The 17,295-nt window shown below is 66.2% G+C and carries 18 protein-coding genes; 9 read left to right on the top strand and 9 right to left on the bottom strand.

What is annotated here, in order from left to right:
* Positions 1-81 precede the first annotated feature (81 nt).
* Both ABIC32_RS07435 and ABIC32_RS07440 read right to left on the bottom strand, forming a co-directional pair.
* On the bottom strand, positions 82-405 hold the full coding sequence (locus tag ABIC32_RS07435) for an Mpo1-like protein (protein ID WP_026108600.1): 324 nt from the start codon (positions 403-405) through the stop codon (positions 82-84).
* A 46-nt stretch (positions 406-451) separates the two neighbouring features.
* Entirely contained in the window at positions 452-2,365 is a 1,914-nt protein-coding gene (locus ABIC32_RS07440; RefSeq protein ID WP_354073568.1) for a DEAD/DEAH box helicase, read from the bottom strand.
* Positions 2,366-2,571: 206 nt separating this feature from the next.
* On the opposite strand from ABIC32_RS07440, the gene ABIC32_RS07445 reads away from it, so the two are divergent.
* On the top strand, positions 2,572-2,781 hold the full coding sequence (locus ABIC32_RS07445) for a flagellar basal body rod C-terminal domain-containing protein (protein ID WP_307509540.1): 210 nt from the start codon (positions 2,572-2,574) through the stop codon (positions 2,779-2,781).
* Positions 2,782-2,785: 4 nt separating this feature from the next.
* On the opposite strand, the gene ABIC32_RS07450 is transcribed toward ABIC32_RS07445, so the two are convergent.
* Complete coding sequence (locus tag ABIC32_RS07450) at positions 2,786-3,469, bottom strand: winged helix-turn-helix transcriptional regulator (RefSeq protein ID WP_284877174.1); 684 nt, start codon at positions 3,467-3,469, stop codon at positions 2,786-2,788.
* A gap of 58 nt (positions 3,470-3,527) precedes the next feature.
* Between ABIC32_RS07450 and ABIC32_RS07455 the strand changes: the two genes are divergently transcribed.
* From ABIC32_RS07455 to ku, 5 genes are all read left to right on the top strand, one after another.
* Positions 3,528-3,971, top strand: a complete 444-nt coding sequence (locus ABIC32_RS07455; protein ID WP_354073571.1) for a VOC family protein — start codon at positions 3,528-3,530, stop codon at positions 3,969-3,971.
* On the top strand, positions 3,971-4,432 hold the full coding sequence (locus ABIC32_RS07460; RefSeq protein WP_354073573.1) for an SRPBCC family protein: 462 nt from the start codon (positions 3,971-3,973) through the stop codon (positions 4,430-4,432). Before ABIC32_RS07455 ends, ABIC32_RS07460 begins: the two co-directional genes overlap by 1 nt.
* On the top strand, positions 4,429-4,911 hold the full coding sequence (locus tag ABIC32_RS07465) for a VOC family protein (protein ID WP_354073575.1): 483 nt from the start codon (positions 4,429-4,431) through the stop codon (positions 4,909-4,911). Before ABIC32_RS07460 ends, ABIC32_RS07465 begins: the two co-directional genes overlap by 4 nt.
* A gap of 22 nt (positions 4,912-4,933) precedes the next feature.
* Positions 4,934-5,287, top strand: coding sequence for a DUF1428 domain-containing protein (locus tag ABIC32_RS07470; protein ID WP_017506381.1), 354 nt, complete (start codon positions 4,934-4,936; stop codon positions 5,285-5,287).
* 69 nt (positions 5,288-5,356) lie between these two features.
* Entirely contained in the window at positions 5,357-6,223 is an 867-nt protein-coding gene (gene ku / locus ABIC32_RS07475; protein ID WP_354073578.1) for a non-homologous end joining protein Ku, read from the top strand.
* Here ku and ligD read toward each other — a convergent pair.
* From ligD to dnaG, 5 genes are all read right to left on the bottom strand, one after another.
* Positions 6,220-8,781, bottom strand: coding sequence for a DNA ligase D (gene ligD / locus ABIC32_RS07480; protein WP_354073580.1), 2,562 nt, complete (start codon positions 8,779-8,781; stop codon positions 6,220-6,222). The genes ku and ligD overlap by 4 nt on opposite strands.
* 34 nt (positions 8,782-8,815) lie before the next feature.
* Positions 8,816-9,559: an extensin-like domain-containing protein gene (locus ABIC32_RS07485; RefSeq protein WP_354073582.1), complete on the bottom strand. Its 744-nt coding sequence runs from the start codon at positions 9,557-9,559 to the stop codon at positions 8,816-8,818.
* Positions 9,560-9,615: 56 nt separating this feature from the next.
* Entirely contained in the window at positions 9,616-9,795 is a 180-nt protein-coding gene (locus ABIC32_RS07490; protein WP_017504429.1) for a DUF2256 domain-containing protein, read from the bottom strand.
* 49 nt (positions 9,796-9,844) lie between these two features.
* On the bottom strand, positions 9,845-11,791 hold the full coding sequence (rpoD, locus tag ABIC32_RS07495) for an RNA polymerase sigma factor RpoD (protein ID WP_091748719.1): 1,947 nt from the start codon (positions 11,789-11,791) through the stop codon (positions 9,845-9,847).
* A gap of 74 nt (positions 11,792-11,865) precedes the next feature.
* Complete coding sequence (gene dnaG / locus ABIC32_RS07500) at positions 11,866-13,725, bottom strand: DNA primase (protein WP_354073585.1); 1,860 nt, start codon at positions 13,723-13,725, stop codon at positions 11,866-11,868.
* A 109-nt stretch (positions 13,726-13,834) separates the two neighbouring features.
* On the opposite strand from dnaG, the gene ABIC32_RS07505 reads away from it, so the two are divergent.
* Positions 13,835-14,488, top strand: a complete 654-nt coding sequence (locus tag ABIC32_RS07505; protein ID WP_354073587.1) for a hypothetical protein — start codon at positions 13,835-13,837, stop codon at positions 14,486-14,488.
* 50 nt (positions 14,489-14,538) lie between these two features.
* A complete protein-coding gene (locus ABIC32_RS07510) occupies positions 14,539-14,760 on the top strand; it encodes a transcriptional regulator (RefSeq protein WP_354073589.1) in 222 nt (73 codons plus the stop codon).
* Positions 14,761-14,982: 222 nt separating this feature from the next.
* Here the strand turns inward: ABIC32_RS07510 and ABIC32_RS07515 are convergent, their stop codons facing one another.
* Positions 14,983-15,819: an LD-carboxypeptidase gene (locus tag ABIC32_RS07515; RefSeq protein WP_354073591.1), complete on the bottom strand. Its 837-nt coding sequence runs from the start codon at positions 15,817-15,819 to the stop codon at positions 14,983-14,985.
* 69 nt (positions 15,820-15,888) lie between these two features.
* Here ABIC32_RS07515 and ABIC32_RS07520 point away from each other — a divergent pair, with 69 nt between their 5' ends.
* On the top strand, positions 15,889-17,292 hold the full coding sequence (locus tag ABIC32_RS07520; protein ID WP_354073593.1) for a UDP-N-acetylmuramate--L-alanine ligase: 1,404 nt from the start codon (positions 15,889-15,891) through the stop codon (positions 17,290-17,292).
* The last annotated feature ends 3 nt before the right edge of the window (positions 17,293-17,295 follow it).

The following is a 17,295-nucleotide window of genomic DNA, read 5'->3' on the forward strand; positions in this document are numbered from 1 at the left end:
ATGCTCCCTCCAGCAGCGGCGCAACGCCGCAGGGGGAGACTATTCCGTTTCGCCGAACCGTGCAGCTTGAAATGCGGTCTTTCAGAAGCGGCGCTTGCCCGTCACTGTCTCGAAGAACAGGCGAAAGTCGCCCATCAGGCTCCACAGCGGATATTTGAACGTCGCGGGCCGGTTTTTTTCGAAGAAGAAATGCCCGACCCAGGCGAAGCCGTAGCCCAGCAGCGGCATGGCCAGCAGCCACCAGGCGTTCCGCGTCGCCACGAAGGCGACGAAGGCCGAGATCACCAGAAAGGTGCCGACGACGTGGATGCGCCGACACGTCCGGTTGGAATGCTCATGGATGTAATAGGGATAGAAGGCCTCGAACGAGGCGTAACGGCCCTCGGGTGCGGACGGCGTGCTCATGGGCGGAGGGTGCGCCTCCGCCCATGATCAGGCAAGTGGTCGCAGATCAGCCCTTGGGCTTGCCCTTGAACCCGTCCTTCTTGAAGCCGGGCTTGGCCTTAAAGGGCTTCTTTGCATAGGGCTTGTCGCCCGAGGCGTTCGAGCGCGGGTTGGCGCCGCCGTCAGCCCCCGACTTGCCGGAATGGGGCGCCCAGGGCTTCTTCTTGAACGGCGGGCGGGCGTCGCCCTCTCCGCCATCGGCGCGCTTGTAGGGGGTCTTCTTGAAGGGGCGGTCGCCATCCTCGCGCGGCTTGCCGGCGAAGCGGCTGGCCTTCATCGAGCCGGGCGTCGGGGCTTCCGACGGCGTGATCTTCACCTCGTCCTTGGAGGCGGCGACGGCTTCGCGGAAAGCCTTCTCGTGGGTTTTGGCGACCTCGAACCGCGTCTCTTCGGGGAAGGTGCGGATGGCGCCGATCTGAGGCTTGGAAATGCCGCCGATGCGGCAGATCAGCGGGATCAGCCATTTGGGGTCGGCGTTCTTGTTGCGGCCCACGTCCAGACGGAACCAGACCACATCATCAGCGCCCAGGCGGTCGCCCGGCCAGGGTTGAGCCGCCGTACCGTCGTCGTTGCGAACGGTGCGTTCGCGCTTGGCCGGACCGCGGTCCGAACCCGGATCGGACAGTTCTTCCGGCGCCGGTTGTTCCTTGCGCAGCAGACGCACCAGGGCGGCGGCGATCTCGTCGGGCGTGCGCTCGGCGATCATCCGCTTTGCGACGACCATGTCCTCGTCGGAGACGTCAGCCTCGAAGAACTCGGGCGACAGCAGACGGCCTTCGTCGGCCTTGCGGATTTCATCGAAGGTCGGGGCGCCGGTCCAGACGGCGTCGACGCCGGCCTCGTCCATCAGCCGCTCAGCCTTGCGACGGCGCGAGTGCGGGACCAGCATGACCGAGATGCCCTTCTTGCCCGCCCGGCCCGTCCGGCCCGAACGGTGCAGCAGGCCGGCGCGGTTCATCGGCAGTTCGGCGTGGATGACCAGACCCAGGTCCGGCAGGTCCAGACCGCGCGCGGCGACGTCGGTGGCGACGCAGACGCGGGCGCGGCCGTCACGCAGCGACTGAAGCGCATCGGTGCGCTCGCGCTGACCCATTTCACCCGACAGGCTGACGGTCGAGAAGCCGCGTTCCAGCAGGGACGATTGCAGGTGACGCACGCTGTCGCGCGTCGAGCAGAAGACCATGGCGCGCGGCGCCTCGAACCAGCGCAGGGTGTTGACCACCGCGTGCTCGATCTCGTTTGGCGCAATGCGATAGGCGCGGTATTCGATGTCGGCGTGCTGGCGCGTCTTGTCGGTCGCGTCGATGCGGACCGCGTCCTTCTGATAGCGTTTGGCCAAAGTGGCGATCTCGCGCGCGATGGTCGCCGAGAACAGCAGGGTCCGGCGTTCGGCCGGCGCCTGGTCCAGGATGTGCTCCAGGTCTTCGCGGAAGCCCATGTCCAGCATCTCGTCGGCCTCATCGAGGACGGCGACCTTCAGCTCGGACAGATCCAGGTTGCCCCGGTCGATATGGTCCTTCAGGCGGCCGGGCGTGCCGACGACGATGTGGACGCCGAAGCTGAGCGCGCGGGCTTCACGGCGCGCATCCATGCCGCCGACGCAGGTGGCGATCTTGGCGCCGGCGTCAGCGTACAGCCATTGCAGCTCGGCCGCGACCTGCATGGCCAGTTCCCGCGTGGGCGCGATGGCCAGACACAGGGGCGCGCCGCCGGGGCCGAAGATCGGCTTGTCGCCGAGCAGGGTCGGCGCAGCGGCCAGACCAAAGGCCACGGTCTTGCCCGAACCCGTCTGGGCCGAGACCAGCAGGTCGCGATCCGCATGCTCCGCCTCCAGCACGGCGGCCTGAACCGGAGTGGGTTCGGCATAGCCCTTGTTGATCAGGGCGCGGTCGAGCGCGGGATGGACGGCGGGAAAGGGCATAGGAAACCTGGGACAACGGACAAGGGCGGTCGCCGAAACGACCGCGCCCGGCCGAGGTCAGACCTCAGGCCGGGCGAGTGATGGCGCTCTATACATCAATAAGGGCGCAAGCGGGGCGGAAAACGCCGTTCACCCTGTTCCTTCAGGCGACGTTGACCTGAAAGACGCAGTCTGGCGATCGAACCCACCGCGTCCGGAGCTTCGCCATGCAAGCGCATTCTATCGCCGCCGCCGGAATGACGACCGCGCAGAACCGGTTCGACAACAGCGCGCGCCGCACCGCCACCGCGCCGTTGGACAATCTCGCCGACGAAACTGTGGAGCGGATCCAGGCCAAGACCGCCTTCAGCGCCAACGCCGCCGTTCTGCGCACCGCCGACGACATGACCGGCACGCTGCTGGACATTCTGTCCTGAAGCCTCAGACCGGCGCCTTCTCCGGCAGGTTGAAGAAGCCCGCAAAGCGGTCGAACACGGCACGGTCGCCGGTCAGGGTCATCAGGCCGTCGGCCTCGAAGGCGCCGGGCGGGACCTTGCCGTAAACGCAGGCCGCGACCAGCGGGGGTTGGGTCGTCAGGACGACATCGGCGGCGTCCGTGGCGCCGCGGCGGGTCGTGATCGCCCCTTTTTCGATCTGGACGACAAAAGGTTCGTCGCCGAAGACGAAGCCGACGGACATCGCCGCGTCCCCGGCCAGGGCCGGGTCGAACATCGTCTCGAACGACTGCATGATCGACACCGCGCTGATCGGCAGGGTCGGGTCGTGGCGAGGCGAGCGCGCCGCCCAGCCGCCCAACACCATGAAGACCGGCTTGATCTCGTATCCCCAGGGCGTCAGCTCATAGACCTGAACCGAGGCGGGCGGCGGCAGTTTGCGGCGGGTCACGATGCCGGAAGCCTCCAGCCCCTCCAGCCGCTGGGTCAGCACGTTCGCGGAAATGCCGTGCAGATCCTTTCGCAGATCACCGAACCGACGCGGGCCCATCATCAGTTCGCGGATCACCAGCAAGGCCCAGCGCTCGCCGATCAGGTCCAGCCCGTGCGCGGCGCCGCAGGCGTCGTGATATCGACGACCAGCCCTATCGGTTATCTTTTCTAACTTCATGGTTGACTATCGTAATCATCGGAGTCAGGTTTCGCAAATAACAAGGAGAGGAAACGCCGTGGCTCAGCTGATTTTCATCAACCTGCCGGTCGCCGACCTGCCCCGATCGATCGCCTTCTATGAGGCCGTCGGCGCGACCAGGAACCCCATGTTCAGCGACGACACGGCCGCCTGTATGGTGGTGTCGGACGTGATCCACGTCATGCTGCTGACCCACGACAAATGGCGCACCTTCACCGACCGGGCGATCCCCGACGCCCACGCCTCGGCCCAGGTTCTGCTGTGCCTGTCACGCGACAGCCGCGAGGCGGTCGACGCCGTTGTGGCCCAGGCAGGCGCCGCCGGCGGCAAGAGCGATCCCAATGCGACCCAGGACTACGGCTTCATGTACGGGCGCAGCTATGCCGATCCGGACGGCCATATCTGGGAAGTCATGTGGATGGACCCGGCCGCCGTCGCCGCCGGTCCCGAATCCTTCGCCTCCAACGCCATGGTGTCGTGATGGCTGACATTCGCGAACTGAGCATCAGCCGTCTGATCAAGGCCTCGCCGGAAACGGTGTGGAAGATCTACACCGAGCGCACCGGCGAGTGGTTCTGCCCCCGCCCCTGGACCACGCCGGTCGTGGATTGGGACCTGCGCGTCGGCGGGCGGGCCAATGTCGAAATGGCCTCGCCCGAAGGCGAGCGGCATGCCTATTCCGGCGTGTTTCTGGAGGTGGTTCCGGGCCGCAAACTGGTCTCGACCGGCGCCTTCACCGAGGGCTGGGTTCCGCAGGCCGGCGACATGAACTTCGTGCGCATCGACACCTTCGAGCCCGAGGCCGGCGGAACCCGCTACACCGCCACGGCCCGGCACTGGGACGAAAAGGCCGCCGAGACCCACAAGGCCATGGGCTTCGAACAGGGCTGGGGCGCGGTCGCCGATCAACTGGCGGCGTTGGCGGAAGGAGATGCGGCATGACCGACAAGATCATTCCCTGCCTGTGGTTCGACGGCGACGCGGAGGCTGCGACCGCCTTCTATGTCAGCCTGCTGCCCGACAGCCGCATCACCGCCGTCAACCGCTCGCCGGTCGATACGCCCTCCGGCCCTGAAGGATCGGTGCTGACCGTGCAGTTCGTGCTGGCGGGTCGTCAGTATCTGGCGCTGAACGGCGGACCGAACTTTCGCTTCACCGAGGCCGTCTCCTTCATGGTGATGACCGAGGATCAGACCGAGACGGACCGGCTGTGGGACGCCCTGCTCGCCGACGGCGGCAGCGAGAACGCCTGCGGCTGGCTGAAGGACCGCTGGGGCCTGTCATGGCAGATCACGCCTCGCCGCCTGATGGAACTGACCACAGATCCGAACCCCGCGCGGGCCAAGGCCGCCATGCAGGCCATGATGGGCATGATCAAGATCGACATCGCGGCGCTGGACCGCGCTGTCGCCGACGTTTGAACCCTGAAAGAGGAGACGACCGATGACCTATGTGACCGGCTTTTTGACCCCCGTGAAAACCGAGGACAAGGCGCGCTACGTCAAGTCCGCCGAGGCCTCCTGGCCCCTGTTTCAGAAATACGGCGCCCTGTCCCAGGTCGAGACCTGGGGCGAGGACGTGCCGGACGGCAAACTAACCAGCTTTCCCATGGCGGTGAAGCTGCAAGAGGGCGAGGTCGTCGTCTTCTCCTGGGTGACCTGGCCCGACCGCGCCACCGCCGACGCCTGTTTCGGCAAGATGCAGGACGACCCCGACTTTGCGAATATGGACATGCCCTTCGACGGCAAGCGCATGATGTGGGGCGGTTTCAGCGTCGCCTTCGAAGGTAAGGCCTGATGCCCAGGCGGCGGCCCTGTTCGAACGCAAATCGCCCTGACGCATTGTCAGGGATCGAGGAGAACCGACATGGCCGCCCGCCCTACCTGGCAAGGACATCTGAAGCTGTCGCTGGTCACCTGTCCGGTGGCCCTCTACACGGCGACGACCAGCACGAACGACGTGCGGTTTCACCTGATCAATCCCGACACCAACAATCGCATCCGCATGGTGCCGACCGACCCGGACGCCGGGCCGGTCGAGCGCAGCGATCTGGTGCGCGGCTATGAGGTGTCCAAGGACGAATACGTCCTGTTCGACGACGCCGACTTCGACAAGGTGAAGCTGGAGAGCACCAAGACCATCTCGATCGACAAGTTCGTCGACGAGGATGACATCGACCGGCTGTACTGGGACGATCCATTCTTCGTGGTGCCCGAGAAAGGCGCGGGCGTCGAGGCCTTCGCCGTCATCCGCGACGCCATGAAGAAGCAGGGCAAGGTGGCGCTGGGTCGGCTGGTCTTGCGGGGCAAGGAGCGCCAGCTGGCGCTGGAGGTCCGGGGCAAGGGTCTGATCGCCTACACCCTGCGCGCCCATGACGAGGTGCGCGATTCCGACGAATACTTCGACGACATTCCGACAGTGAAGGCCGATCCCGACATGGTCGAGATCGCCGCGCGCATCATCGGCCAGAAGGAGGCGGACTTCGATCCGTCAGACTTTAAGGACGGCTACGACGACGCCCTGCGCGCCATGATCAAGGCCAAGTCCAAGGGCGGCAAGGGCGTGGTCGATGTCGCCGAACCCGACGACACCAATGTCATCGACCTGATGGCCGCGTTGCGGAACAGCCTGAAAGGCTCGGCGACCGGGACGAAGAAGCCAGCCGCCAAGAAGGCCCCGGCAAAGAAGGCGGCGCCCAAGAAAGCTGCGGCAAAGAAGAAGACAGCGGCCTAGACGCCCATCTTTTTCAGCGCCGATTTCAAACTGACCGCTGAGGCGCGGAATTCGGCCCAGGGATCGGGCTTCTTCAGCAAGGCCGCATAGGTCCAAAGATTGAATGCGGCGGGGTCCAGCCCGGCCTTCACCTGCCGCCACGACAGCGGGAAGGCGATCCCCGCGCCCGGCCGTGCACGCGGCGACCAGGGCGCGACCGCCGTCGCCATTCGCCCGTTGCGCAGATAGTCGATGAATATCTTTCCGCCCCGCGCCTTCTTGGCCAGGGTGGTTGTGAACCGGTCCGGTGCCTCGGCGCGGATGGCCTCGGCCACCGCCTTGGCGAAGGCCTTGTTCTGGTCCCAGGTCACGCGCGAGCGGGCGTCGGTCTTGATCGGCACCACGACGTGCAGCCCCTTGCCCCCGGTCGTCTTGACGAAGGCGGCCAGACCCAGCGCCTCGATCTTCGCCTTCACGACCTTGGACGCGGCGATGACGTCGCCGAAACCCAGCCCCTCGTCCGGATCCAGATCGAAGGTGATCTGATCGGGGATTTCCGGCTGGCCGGGCGCGCAGCCCCAGGGGTGCAGTTCCAGCCCGCCCGATTGGGCGATGGCGACCAGGCCGCCGACATCGACGGCGGCGACGTAAGGGGTGCGGGCCTTGACGTCGATCAGCTTCAGCCGCGGGTTCGCCCCCCCCATGGCGTGACGCTGGAAGAAGGTCTCGCCGCCAATCCCCTCGGGCGCCCGGATGATCGAGGTCGGCCGGTCCGCCACATGGGGCAGGATCCGCTCGGCGGCCGCCTCGTAGTAGCGCGCCAGGTCGGCCTTGGTGATCGCCGGTCGGTCGCCCACGGCGGGCCACAGCACCTTGTCGGGGCTGGAGAGGGTCACGCCCGCCACGACCACCTTGCCGGGCTTTCGGGCTGGTCGCACCGTCGTCGTGGTCTTCTTCGCGTCGCCCATGTCCGTGGGCGGCTGCGGCGGCTCGGTGACCTCTGCGGCCGTCTTGTCTTCGCGCAACCCCTTGAACGCCGCCTGCCGCAGCGATCCGGATTCGGTATAGCCGCCATGCTCGACCTCGGCGACCAGCACCGGCTTGACCCAATGGATGTCCTTGGCCGCCTTTGGCGCGCCCGCCCCGGTGAAGGGAGACTTCTGCGCCGCCACGCCCTTCAGCGCCGGAACAAGGGCCTTCGTCACCGCCTCGCCATAACCAGTTCCGACCCGGCCCAGATAGCGAAGACCGCCCTTTTCCCTAACCCCGACCAGCAGAGAGCGGAACCGCGTGCCGCCCTCGGACGACCAGCCGCCGATCACCACTTCGTCGCGCCCCCGGCATTTGGACTTCAGCCAGGTCGATGACCGCCCGGCGTGATAGGGCGCGTCCAGCTTCTTGGAGATCACGCCTTCCAGATCCATGCGACAGGCGCTCTCCAGCACCGCCTGGCCGGTCGAGGCGAAATGCTCGACGTAGCGCAGCCGCCCTGCGGCCGCCTTTCCGATCCTGTCCACATAGGCCTGCAGCCGCGCCTTGCGATGCGACAGCGGCAGTTTACGCAGATCCTCCGCCCCCTCGAACAACAGATCGAAGGCGAAATAGACCAGGTCTTCCGTCTTCTCGTCCGAGATGGCCGCCTGCAACGCTCCGAAGTCCGGCATGTGTTCGTCGTCCAGCGCGCACAACTCGCCGTCGATCACGGCGTCGGGCCAGGTCGCCGCGTCCGTCGCCAGATCCGAGAACTTGTCGCTCCAGTCCAGACCCTTGCGCGTCCGCAAGACCGCCCGACCGCCGCCCACGCCGATCTGGATGCGATAGCCGTCGAACTTGATCTCGTGCGCCCAGCCCGTCCCGCCCGGCGGATGGTCAGTCACCTTGCACAGCTGGATCGGCACGAAGGCCGGCGGCTTCTTGGCCTTTAGCGCCGCCTTAGACGGCTTTGGCTTGGCCGGGCCTTTACGCCCCGTCGGCTTGGACGCCGTCCACTCCTTCGTCCCATCCGCGATCTCGGCCAGCGACCGGCCGGTCGTCACCGAGGCGTCGATTTCGGCGAGCGCATCGCCCTCTCCCGCCACGGCGAAGTCGTCCTTCTCTTTCAGCAGCAGCCAGTTGTTGCGTTTAGAGGGTTTGCCCCGATCGCTCTTCAACCGGATCAGCGCCCATTTGCCCTTCAGCCGCTCGCCGTGCAGGATCATCTTGATCTGACCCTTGGCCCAGGCCGCCTCCAGGTCCGGCTCCTGCGGCTCCCAGGTCCCGACATCCCACATCTGCACCGTTCCGGCGCCGTAGTTGCCGTCGGGGATCGCGCCCTCGAACGACCCGTAATTCAGCGGATGATCCTCGACCTCGACCGCCAGCCGCTTGACCGCCGTGTCGCGCGACGGCGCCTTGGTCACGGCCCAGGACTTCAGCACCCCGTCCGCCTCGATGCGGAAATCGTAATGTAGCCGCGTCGCCGCATGGCGCTGGATCAGATAGCGGAAGCCGCCCTTCGCACGCTTGCCCTTCGCGCCCTTCGGCTCAGGCGTTTCGCCGAACCGGCGCTTGGCCTGATAGGTCTTCAGTTCACCGCGCATAGGGGCGTAATCCGCCCCGCGCCAAAGCGTTGCCTCAGCGACAGAAGCGCGTGTCGGTCGCCTCGAGGTGCAGGTGGTCGTAGTGAACGGCGTTGTAGTCGGGGCTCAGGGTCGTGCCGAAGATGCGGCAGGCGTCGTCGCGGATGCGGCGCAGGAAGCGCGCTTCGGGCGTGTCGCCGCTCCAGTCCCTGGTCACGGTGATGCGCCGCCCGTCCCTCAGCCGCACACCGGCGAAGTCAAGCGCCGCCGCCTGGGAATGGGCGCTGATGCGGTTCGAGCCCACGCCGTTGTTCACGTTGCGACAGGCGTAGGCCCCCATGTGGTCGATCTGCACGACGTCCGAGCCCAGGATCTCTCGCGCCGCCGGCTCCAGCGACTGACGACGCCAGATGCTCAGCGCCAGCGCCGTCTGGCAGGTCATCTCCACATCGCCCGGCGACATGCGCGCCACGGTGCCCAGGTCGGCGCCCAGCACCCCGCCTTGATGCAGGCCGCAGGTCGCGGTGTTCTGACGATCCGGCACGGGACTGAAGCGCACGCGCGCGGCGTTCAACTCGGCCAGACAACGGCCCAGATCGCTACCTTCGCGCACGACCAGGGCCTGGGTCCCGCCGTCGATCATCCGATCCACCAGCCCCCCGACCAGCGGCGCCTCGGTGCGTGACGGATAGGGCGATGGCGGCCGCAATGGCTCGGGCGGCCGCCGCACGCAGCCGCTGAGGATCAGCAGGACGCCGAGGCCGATGAGAATAGGAGAGACGCGCGACACGGAGAGCATGGTCGCGACGCTTAGCTGATTCCCGCGGCCGCCGTGGTCACGAGGCGGAGAGCCGCCTATCGACGCTCTTCGGACGCGCCCTTGGCCCGGCACCGATCCGAACAGAACCGCACCTGATCCCAATCCCGCGCCCACTTCTTGCGCCAGGCGAACGGCAGGCCGCAGGCGGCGCAGAGCTTTTGCGGCAGATCGGACTTGGCGGGCGCCGTGCCGAGATTGACGTGCTTTCGGGCCATATCGCCTGCCAGGAAAAAGGGCGGCCCGTCGGGGCCGCCCTTGATCGTATCAGCTGTCCAGGAAGGACCGCAATTTGCGCGACCGCGACGGGTGCTTCAGCTTGCGCAGCGCCTTCGCCTCGATCTGACGGATGCGTTCGCGGGTCACAGAGAACTGCTGGCCGACTTCTTCCAGCGTGTGGTCGGTGTTCATGCCGATGCCGAAGCGCATCCGGAGCACCCGCTCTTCACGTGGCGTCAGCGACGCCAGAACGCGGGTGGTGGTCTCACGCAGGTTCGACTGGATGGCGGCGTCGATCGGCAGGACGGCGTTCTTGTCCTCGATGAAGTCGCCCAGGTGGCTGTCTTCCTCGTCACCGATCGGGGTTTCCAGCGAGATCGGCTCCTTGGCGATCTTCAGGACCTTGCGCACCTTCTCCAGCGGCATGGCCAGCTTTTCGGCCAGCTCTTCCGGCGTCGGTTCGCGGCCGATCTCGTGCAGCATCTGGCGGCTGGTGCGGACGATCTTGTTGATCGTCTCGATCATGTGCACCGGGATGCGGATGGTGCGCGCCTGGTCGGCGATCGAGCGGGTGATCGCCTGACGGATCCACCAGGTGGCGTAGGTCGAGAACTTGTAGCCGCGGCGGTACTCGAACTTATCGACCGCCTTCATCAGGCCGATGTTGCCCTCCTGGATCAGATCCAGGAACTGCAGGCCGCGGTTGGTGTATTTCTTGGCGATGGAAATCACGAGGCGCAGGTTGGCCTCAACCATTTCCTTCTTGGCCTGACGCGCTTCGCGTTCGCCCTTCTGCACCGTCTGGACGATGCGGCGATAGTCGTCGATCGGCAGACCGGCTTCCAGCGCCACGGCGGCGACGTCGGAACGGATGGTCGCGATCTGGCTGGCTTCGTTCTCGCTGAACTTTGTCCAGCGCACGCCCTGATCCTTGATCCGGTCGGTCCAGGTGGGGTCGAGTTCCGAGCCGAAATAGGCCTTGAGGAACTCGGGCCGCGAAATGCCGTAGCTGTCGGCGAGACGCAGCAGACGGCCCTCCAGACCGATCAGGCGCTTGTTGATCGCATAGAGCTGCTCGACCAGCGCCTCGATGCGATTGTTGTTCAGCTTCATGGTCTTCAGACGGTCCGAGATGGACGTCGTCAGCGCCTGATAGGCTTTTTCATCCTTGGCGCTCAGCACCTCACCCTTCAGGCGGGTCTGAACCAGCTTGTCCTGCAGGGCGCGGAAGGCGCCGAAGTCGGCGGCGATCGCGTTCAGGACGTCCATCACCCCGTCGCGCAGCTCGGCTTCCAGCGCCGAGATCGACATGCCGCCGCCGTCGTCGAAGTCGTCGTCGTCGTCGTCGTCGGACTCAGGCTTGTCTTCGGCGGCTGGCTTGTCCTCGGCCTCTTCTTCCTCTTCGCCTTCAGGCTGGGCGGCGCCCGGCAGGGACGAGGGGTTCAGAACGCCATAGGTGGCGTCCAGGTCGATGACCTCGCGCAGCAGGATGCGGTTGTTTTCCAGCTCGTCGCGCCAGACCATGATGGCCTCGAAGGTCAGGGCGCTTTCGCACAGACCCGAGATCATGGCGTCGCGGCCGGCCTCGATCCGCTTGGCGATGGCGATTTCGCCCTCGCGGCTCAGCAGTTCGACCGAACCCATCTCGCGCAGGTACATGCGCACGGGGTCGTCGGTGCGGTCATAGGCCGACTTGGCGGGCGTTTCGGCCACGGCGGTGCCGGCGGCGGCAGCGACGTCGGTGGACTGCTGCTCCTGCGCGTCCTCCTCGGCCTCCACGACGTTGACGCCCATTTCGGACAGCATCGCCAGGGTGTCTTCAATGGCGTCGGGCGTGACTTCTTCGGACGGCAGGACCTTGTTCAGCTCCTCCATCGTCACATAGCCGCGCGCCTTGGCTTGCTTGATGAACTTCTTGACGCCGGCGTCCGTCAGATCGAGCAGGGGCCCATCGGTCGAAACCTCGGTGTCCTGCGTCTCGGTCTGTGCGTTCATAGTCAGTCTGTCTCCAGCCGAGAGGGTGATCAGTCCGCCCCGGCGAAAAATACAATGCTTGGCGTGCCGTAAGGTTACGTGCCCGCGCTGTCTTCCCAAATCGTCCCGGCTTTGATCGCACGGCGAAGCGCATCCCGCTCGGCCTTCAGCCGGCGGAAAGCCTCATCCTGCCCAGGCACATCACGTGCATGGGCCAAGGCGTCCTCCAACGCGGCGACCCGCGTCGAAGCGTCGAACGCCTGCGACCATCGGACCCTTGCCTCGGCGAGGGGCGCATTTGCGGCCAGGAATGGCGCGCCGGACTTTGCCGCCGCCTTCTCGACCTCGCGCACTAAGGCATCATGACCCGATTGCGCCAGATGGCGTCGCAGGGCGGCGGAGTCAAGGCTATGTCCCGACAGACGCAGGCGAACCAGCTCCTGCGCCAGTCCATCCAGCCCCTTGTCGCCGAATCCGTGGGCGGCGATCTCTTCCAGATGGTCGTCCATCCGTTCGGGGTCGTCGATGGCGCCATGGGCCAGGGCGGCCGGCACCGGCTCGATGGCGCGAAACAGCGACTGCATCGCCTGGGCGCCCTCGGCCGTCTGGCCCAGTTTGGGCGGCAGGCCGAAACCGCGTTTGCCCTGCCCCGGCGTCCAGGGCGCGCGTTGAGGGCTGCGCGGGAACAGGGCGTCGAAACGGTCGAACAGGTCGCGGCGGTATTGTTCGGCCAGATCCTTGTCCTGGATGGCTGAGGCGGTGTTCCTCAGCCGCGCCTTGAAGCCGGCCTTGCGTTCCGGCGTGTCCAGCGGCTCCAGATCCTGTTCGCGGCGGAACAGCACCTCGGCGAACCCATGGGTTTCGGCCAGGGCCTGGCGCAGCGCGGGCGCGCCTTTGTCGCGCAGGATGTCGTCGGGATCCTGACCGGCCCCCAGCAGCGCGAACCGGAATGAGCGCCCTGGCTTCAGCAGCGGCAGCGAGCGTTCGATGGCGCGATAGGCGGCGCGCAGTCCCGCCGCATCGCCGTCGAAGCACAGGATCGGCTCGTGCGACACGCGCCACAGCCGTTCCATCTGCTCCTCGGTCAGGGCCGTGCCCATCGGCGCCACGGCCGGCAGGCCCGCGCGCTGGCAGGCGATGACGTCCATATAGCCTTCAACCACGATGATGGCCTGGTCGTTCTTGGATTCCGCCCCCAGGATGCGCCGCGCTTCGGGCAGGCCGTAGAGAGTCGCGCCCTTATGAAAAAGCGGGCTTTCCGGACCGTTCAGATATTTGGCGCGGTCGTCGGGGTTCATGGCCCGGCCGCCGAAGCTGACGATCCGGCCGCGCGCATCCAGGATCGGGAACATCAGCCGGTCGCGGAAGCGATCATAGGGCTGGCCGCCGCTTTCGGGCGAGATCAGGAGCCCAGCCTCGACCAGTTCGGCGGGCTTGGCGCCGCGCTGGACCAACGCCTGCTTCAGCCCCTCGCGATCGTTGGGCGCATAGCCCAGCCCGAACCGCTCCCACTGATCCTCGGGCAGGCCGCGCTTGTCCAGATATTCCCGCGCCGCCTTGCCCGGCGTGCGGCGCAGATTGGCGGCGAACCATTTCTGGGCCAGGTCCATCCAGTCCGACAGGCCCGCCCGCTTCTGCTCGCGCTCGGCCTCCTTGGGGTCTTCGGCGGGAAGCTGCATCCCCGCCTCGCCCGCCAGACGCTGCACCGCCTCGACGAAACTCAGCCGCTCGGTTTCCTGCAGGAAGGAGATGATGTCGCCATGCTTGCCGGACGAAAAGTCGTGGAAGAAGCCCTTGTCGTCGTTGACGAAGAAGGACGGCGACTTCTCCTTCGAGAACGGTGACAGCCCAACATATTCGCGGCCCTGACGTTTCAGCTTCACCGTCCGCCCGATCACGTCGGACGGCCGAAGGCGGGCCTTCAGTTCATCGATGAATCTCTCGTCGAAACGCACCCGCGATCCTTAAGCCCTGCGGCCCTCACAAGCGAATCGAATGAACGCAAACCCTTCTTGACTCGACAAGTTTGTATTTTAAAGTAGTCACGTTGCAGGAGAGCCAAGAATGACCCATTCTACTTCATCAAGGGACGAGGCCGACCTGGCCTATCTCAAACGATTGGCGGTCGCGGGAAGCGGACAGCCCGCACCCTTCCTGCTTTTGATCGCCGTGTTCGGAGGTGCGTACGGCTTTGCATTGCTGGCCATTCTGACGGCCTTCACGATCGAAGGACTGCCGCAACCCGGAGTACCCGTGACAGGACCGATCTCAACTTTCGTGGGATTTTGGGGGATTATCGGTTCGCACCTGGTCTTTTTCGGCGCCGTCGCCTGGACGATCTGGAGAACCCTGGGTCCAAACCGCGTTCGCCTCAGCCGATCCGCCACAGCGACATGGTCCGCCAGCTTCATCGCGTTGGTCGCCACCGTCGTCGTTTTCCATCTGGTCACGCGAAACGAAGCCGCGCCGCGTGCGACGAAGATCGCCCAGGTCATCTGGCCAGTCGTGTTGATCCTGTGGGGCGCAGCGTGGTGGACCACCGCCATCGCCAGCGACCGGAGATGGCTCATCGCCATTGCGATCGGAAGCTTTGGTTCTGCCGCTGCCTTGGCGTGGGTCGGCCCGGCGTCTTTGGCCGCCCTGGTTGTCATGTGCGCCAGTCTGATACTTCTGGCCTTCGCTCCGGCAGTGATCCTGATGCGCGAGACGCGCAGGTGACGGGCGAGCCCACGGTCGATCCCGCCTTTTCCCATCGCTTGCGAACAGGAGTGATGGCCTATCTCTCGACCGCCGAAGCCGCCGACTTCACAGAGATCGCCCTCGCCTTGGCCGTCCCGAACAACAGCCTGTCTAGTCATCTGAGCCGACTGGAAGCTGCCGGTTACATTGAAATGCGCCGTGGCTTTCTGGGTCGCAAGCCGCGCACTCGCGTCGTCCTGACCGTCACTGGACGGGCGGCATGGGAAAGATATCTGGGCGCGCTTGGGTGAAGGACGATCAGGCGGCTCGTCCGGGCATCCCCCGATATCCGAACGAACCGCCGCATCGCAGAAGGCGCAAACCGCAGCGTCCCCCAACGCCTTGGCTAACGAAGTCCTAACGCCTCGCGGACCGGCATCTGAAGTCAGGACCGGCGTTCTGTCGAGAGGCGGGCGAGCTTGCCCTAGCGAATAGAGGCGAGACTGTGTCCTTTTCGTCGCGCGTCGTTCGCCTTACGGGCGACCAAAGGGGACGACCTTGTTGGCGGCGTCATGCCCGATATCGGCGCTTCCCAGGAAGGGTATGCCCGAACGCAGGCACCAGTATCGAACGATTTCCTCCGGAGTCTGACCGAAATCGGGATCGTTTGGCGTGACGTCCGAGACCCGTCCCAGGCGAATCCCGGCCACGCGACGGATGCTGGCCTGGCTGGTCAAGTGAAACATCATTCGGTCGATCCGGTAGGCGGCCTCGGACACCTCCTCCAGCATCAGGACGTGGTCGGACAGATCGGGCTCCAGCGGCGTGCCGGTCAGTTCGTTCAGGATGGTCAGGTTGAAGGCGACAGCCGGGCGAGGATCGATCGCCAGCGACGGCTCGATCCAGACGGTGCGTCCGGTGGTCAGCCAGGACAGGGCGCCGCGCGCGGTCGCGTCGTCGCGCACCGAATCCGAAGCCATCGGTCCGTGCGCCAGATGCTGGAACCCGGCCTTGTACATTCCGGCCAACAGGCTGCCGGCGTCGGAATAGCCCATGTAGCGCTTCTTGCGGGCGACGGCGTCCAGGCGCGGGATCACCGCATCGGCGATGCGACAGGAGCCGTAGCCGCCGCGCGCGAACCAGATGGCGTCGATGCGGGGATCGTTGGCGAACTCCACGAAGGCGTCCGAGCGCGCCCGGTCATCGCCGGCGAAATGACCGTGTTTCAGGAAACAGGCGGGGTGGAAGACGACGGCGACATCGCGGTCGGGATGGTTCTGCGCCATCCAGGCCTCGACCGCCTCGGCGCGCTCTTTGGAGAAGCGCGAACTGGCGCAGACGACGCCGATCTTGAAGCTATTAGTGGTCACGTCCGTCTTCTTCGTCGTTTTTGCGATCCCCCACTGGCGGACCGGCCCGATCCCCTGTTCTAAGGGGGCATGAACCAAGACGCCTCCTATTTCTTCTGCGGCATCGGCGGGTCGGGCATGCTGCCCCTGGCCATGATCGTCCAGGCGCGCGGCGCCGTGATCGAAGGATCGGACCGGGCGCTGGACCAAGGCCGCACGCCCGAGAAGTTCGACTGGCTGCGCGCCCACGGCGTGACCCTGCACCCCCAGGACGGATCGGGCGTGACCCGCGCGGCGCAGACCGTCATCGCCACCGGCGCCATCGAGGAGACGGTGCCCGACATCGGCGCGGCCAGGCGCGCGGGCGCGACCATCAAGACTCGGCCCGAACTGCTCAGCGAACTCTTTAACGTCGCCCCGACCTCGGTCGGGGTCGCGGGCACCAGCGGCAAGTCCACCATCACCGGCATGATCGCCTGGATCCTGCATCAGACGGGCCGCGAGCCGACCGTCATGAACGGGGCGGTGATGAAGAACTTCGCCGACGCCGACCATCCGTTCGCCAGCGCCCTGATCGGCGGGCCGGACCTGTTCGTGTCGGAGGTGGACGAAAGCGACGGCTCCATCGCCCGCTACGACGCGACGGTGGCGGTGGTGTCCAACATCTCGCTGGACCACAAGTCGATGGAGGAACTGCGCGACCTGTTTGGGGGCTTCACCGCGCGGGCGACGACGGCCGTGCTGAACCTGGACAACCCCGAGACGGCGGCCCTGGCCCAGACGCTCCCGGCCGGCAAGGCGATCACCTTCGGCCTGGGCGAAGAGAAGGCCGACCTGTCCGCCCATGATCTTCAGCCGCTGCCGACGGGCATGCGGTTCCGGCTGATCGAGGGCTGGAGCGAACACGACGTGGTCCTGAACGTGCCCGGCGCCCACAATGTCGCCAACGCCCTGGCCGCGCTGGGCGCAACTCGGGCGCTCGGCGTGCCGACGGCCGAGGCGGTCAAGGCGCTGGAGACCTTCGCCGGCATCCGTCGCCGGATGGAAGTCGTCGGGACGGCCGGCGACATCACCGTAATCGACGACTTCGCTCATAACCCGGACAAGATCGCGGCTACGCTGAAGACCCTGCACGCCTTCGACGGCCGGTTGCTGATCCTGTTTCAGCCGCATGGGTTCGGCCCGCTGAAGCTGATGAAGTCGGAGTTCATCGACGGCTTCGCCGGCCTGATGCGCGAGGACGACGTGCTTCTGATGCCAGAGCCGGTCTATTACGGCGGCACCACCGACCGCAGCGTGGGATCCGAAGACATCGCCTCCGGCGTCCGCGCCGCCGGCCGTCAGGCCGAGGCGCTGGCGACGCGCGCCGACTGCGGCGACCGGATCGTCGAGATCGCCAAGCCGGGCGACCGGATCATCGTCATGGGCGCGCGCGACGACACGCTTTCGAGCTTCGCGGCGGAACTGTTGGGGCGACTGGAAAAAAATCGTTGAGAA

The organism is Brevundimonas sp. 1080 (genome assembly GCF_040545985.1).
GTDB lineage: Bacteria > Pseudomonadota > Alphaproteobacteria > Caulobacterales > Caulobacteraceae > Brevundimonas.

Coding starts and splice junctions, on each gene's coding strand:
- ABIC32_RS07435 (WP_026108600.1), bottom strand. CDS start 405: ATGAGCACGCCGTCCGCACCCGAGGGCCGTTACGCCTCGTTCGAGGCC.
- ABIC32_RS07440 (WP_354073568.1), bottom strand. CDS start 2,365: ATGCCCTTTCCCGCCGTCCATCCCGCGCTCGACCGCGCCCTGATCAAC.
- ABIC32_RS07445 (WP_307509540.1), top strand. CDS start 2,572: ATGCAAGCGCATTCTATCGCCGCCGCCGGAATGACGACCGCGCAGAAC.
- ABIC32_RS07450 (WP_284877174.1), bottom strand. CDS start 3,469: ATGAAGTTAGAAAAGATAACCGATAGGGCTGGTCGTCGATATCACGAC.
- ABIC32_RS07460 (WP_354073573.1), top strand. CDS start 3,971: ATGGCTGACATTCGCGAACTGAGCATCAGCCGTCTGATCAAGGCCTCG.
- ABIC32_RS07465 (WP_354073575.1), top strand. CDS start 4,429: ATGACCGACAAGATCATTCCCTGCCTGTGGTTCGACGGCGACGCGGAG.
- ABIC32_RS07470 (WP_017506381.1), top strand. CDS start 4,934: ATGACCTATGTGACCGGCTTTTTGACCCCCGTGAAAACCGAGGACAAG.
- ku (WP_354073578.1), top strand. CDS start 5,357: ATGGCCGCCCGCCCTACCTGGCAAGGACATCTGAAGCTGTCGCTGGTC.
- ligD (WP_354073580.1), bottom strand. CDS start 8,781: ATGCGCGGTGAACTGAAGACCTATCAGGCCAAGCGCCGGTTCGGCGAA.
- ABIC32_RS07485 (WP_354073582.1), bottom strand. CDS start 9,559: ATGCTCTCCGTGTCGCGCGTCTCTCCTATTCTCATCGGCCTCGGCGTC.
- ABIC32_RS07490 (WP_017504429.1), bottom strand. CDS start 9,795: ATGGCCCGAAAGCACGTCAATCTCGGCACGGCGCCCGCCAAGTCCGAT.
- rpoD (WP_091748719.1), bottom strand. CDS start 11,791: ATGAACGCACAGACCGAGACGCAGGACACCGAGGTTTCGACCGATGGG.
- ABIC32_RS07505 (WP_354073587.1), top strand. CDS start 13,835: ATGACCCATTCTACTTCATCAAGGGACGAGGCCGACCTGGCCTATCTC.
- ABIC32_RS07520 (WP_354073593.1), top strand. CDS start 15,889: ATGAACCAAGACGCCTCCTATTTCTTCTGCGGCATCGGCGGGTCGGGC.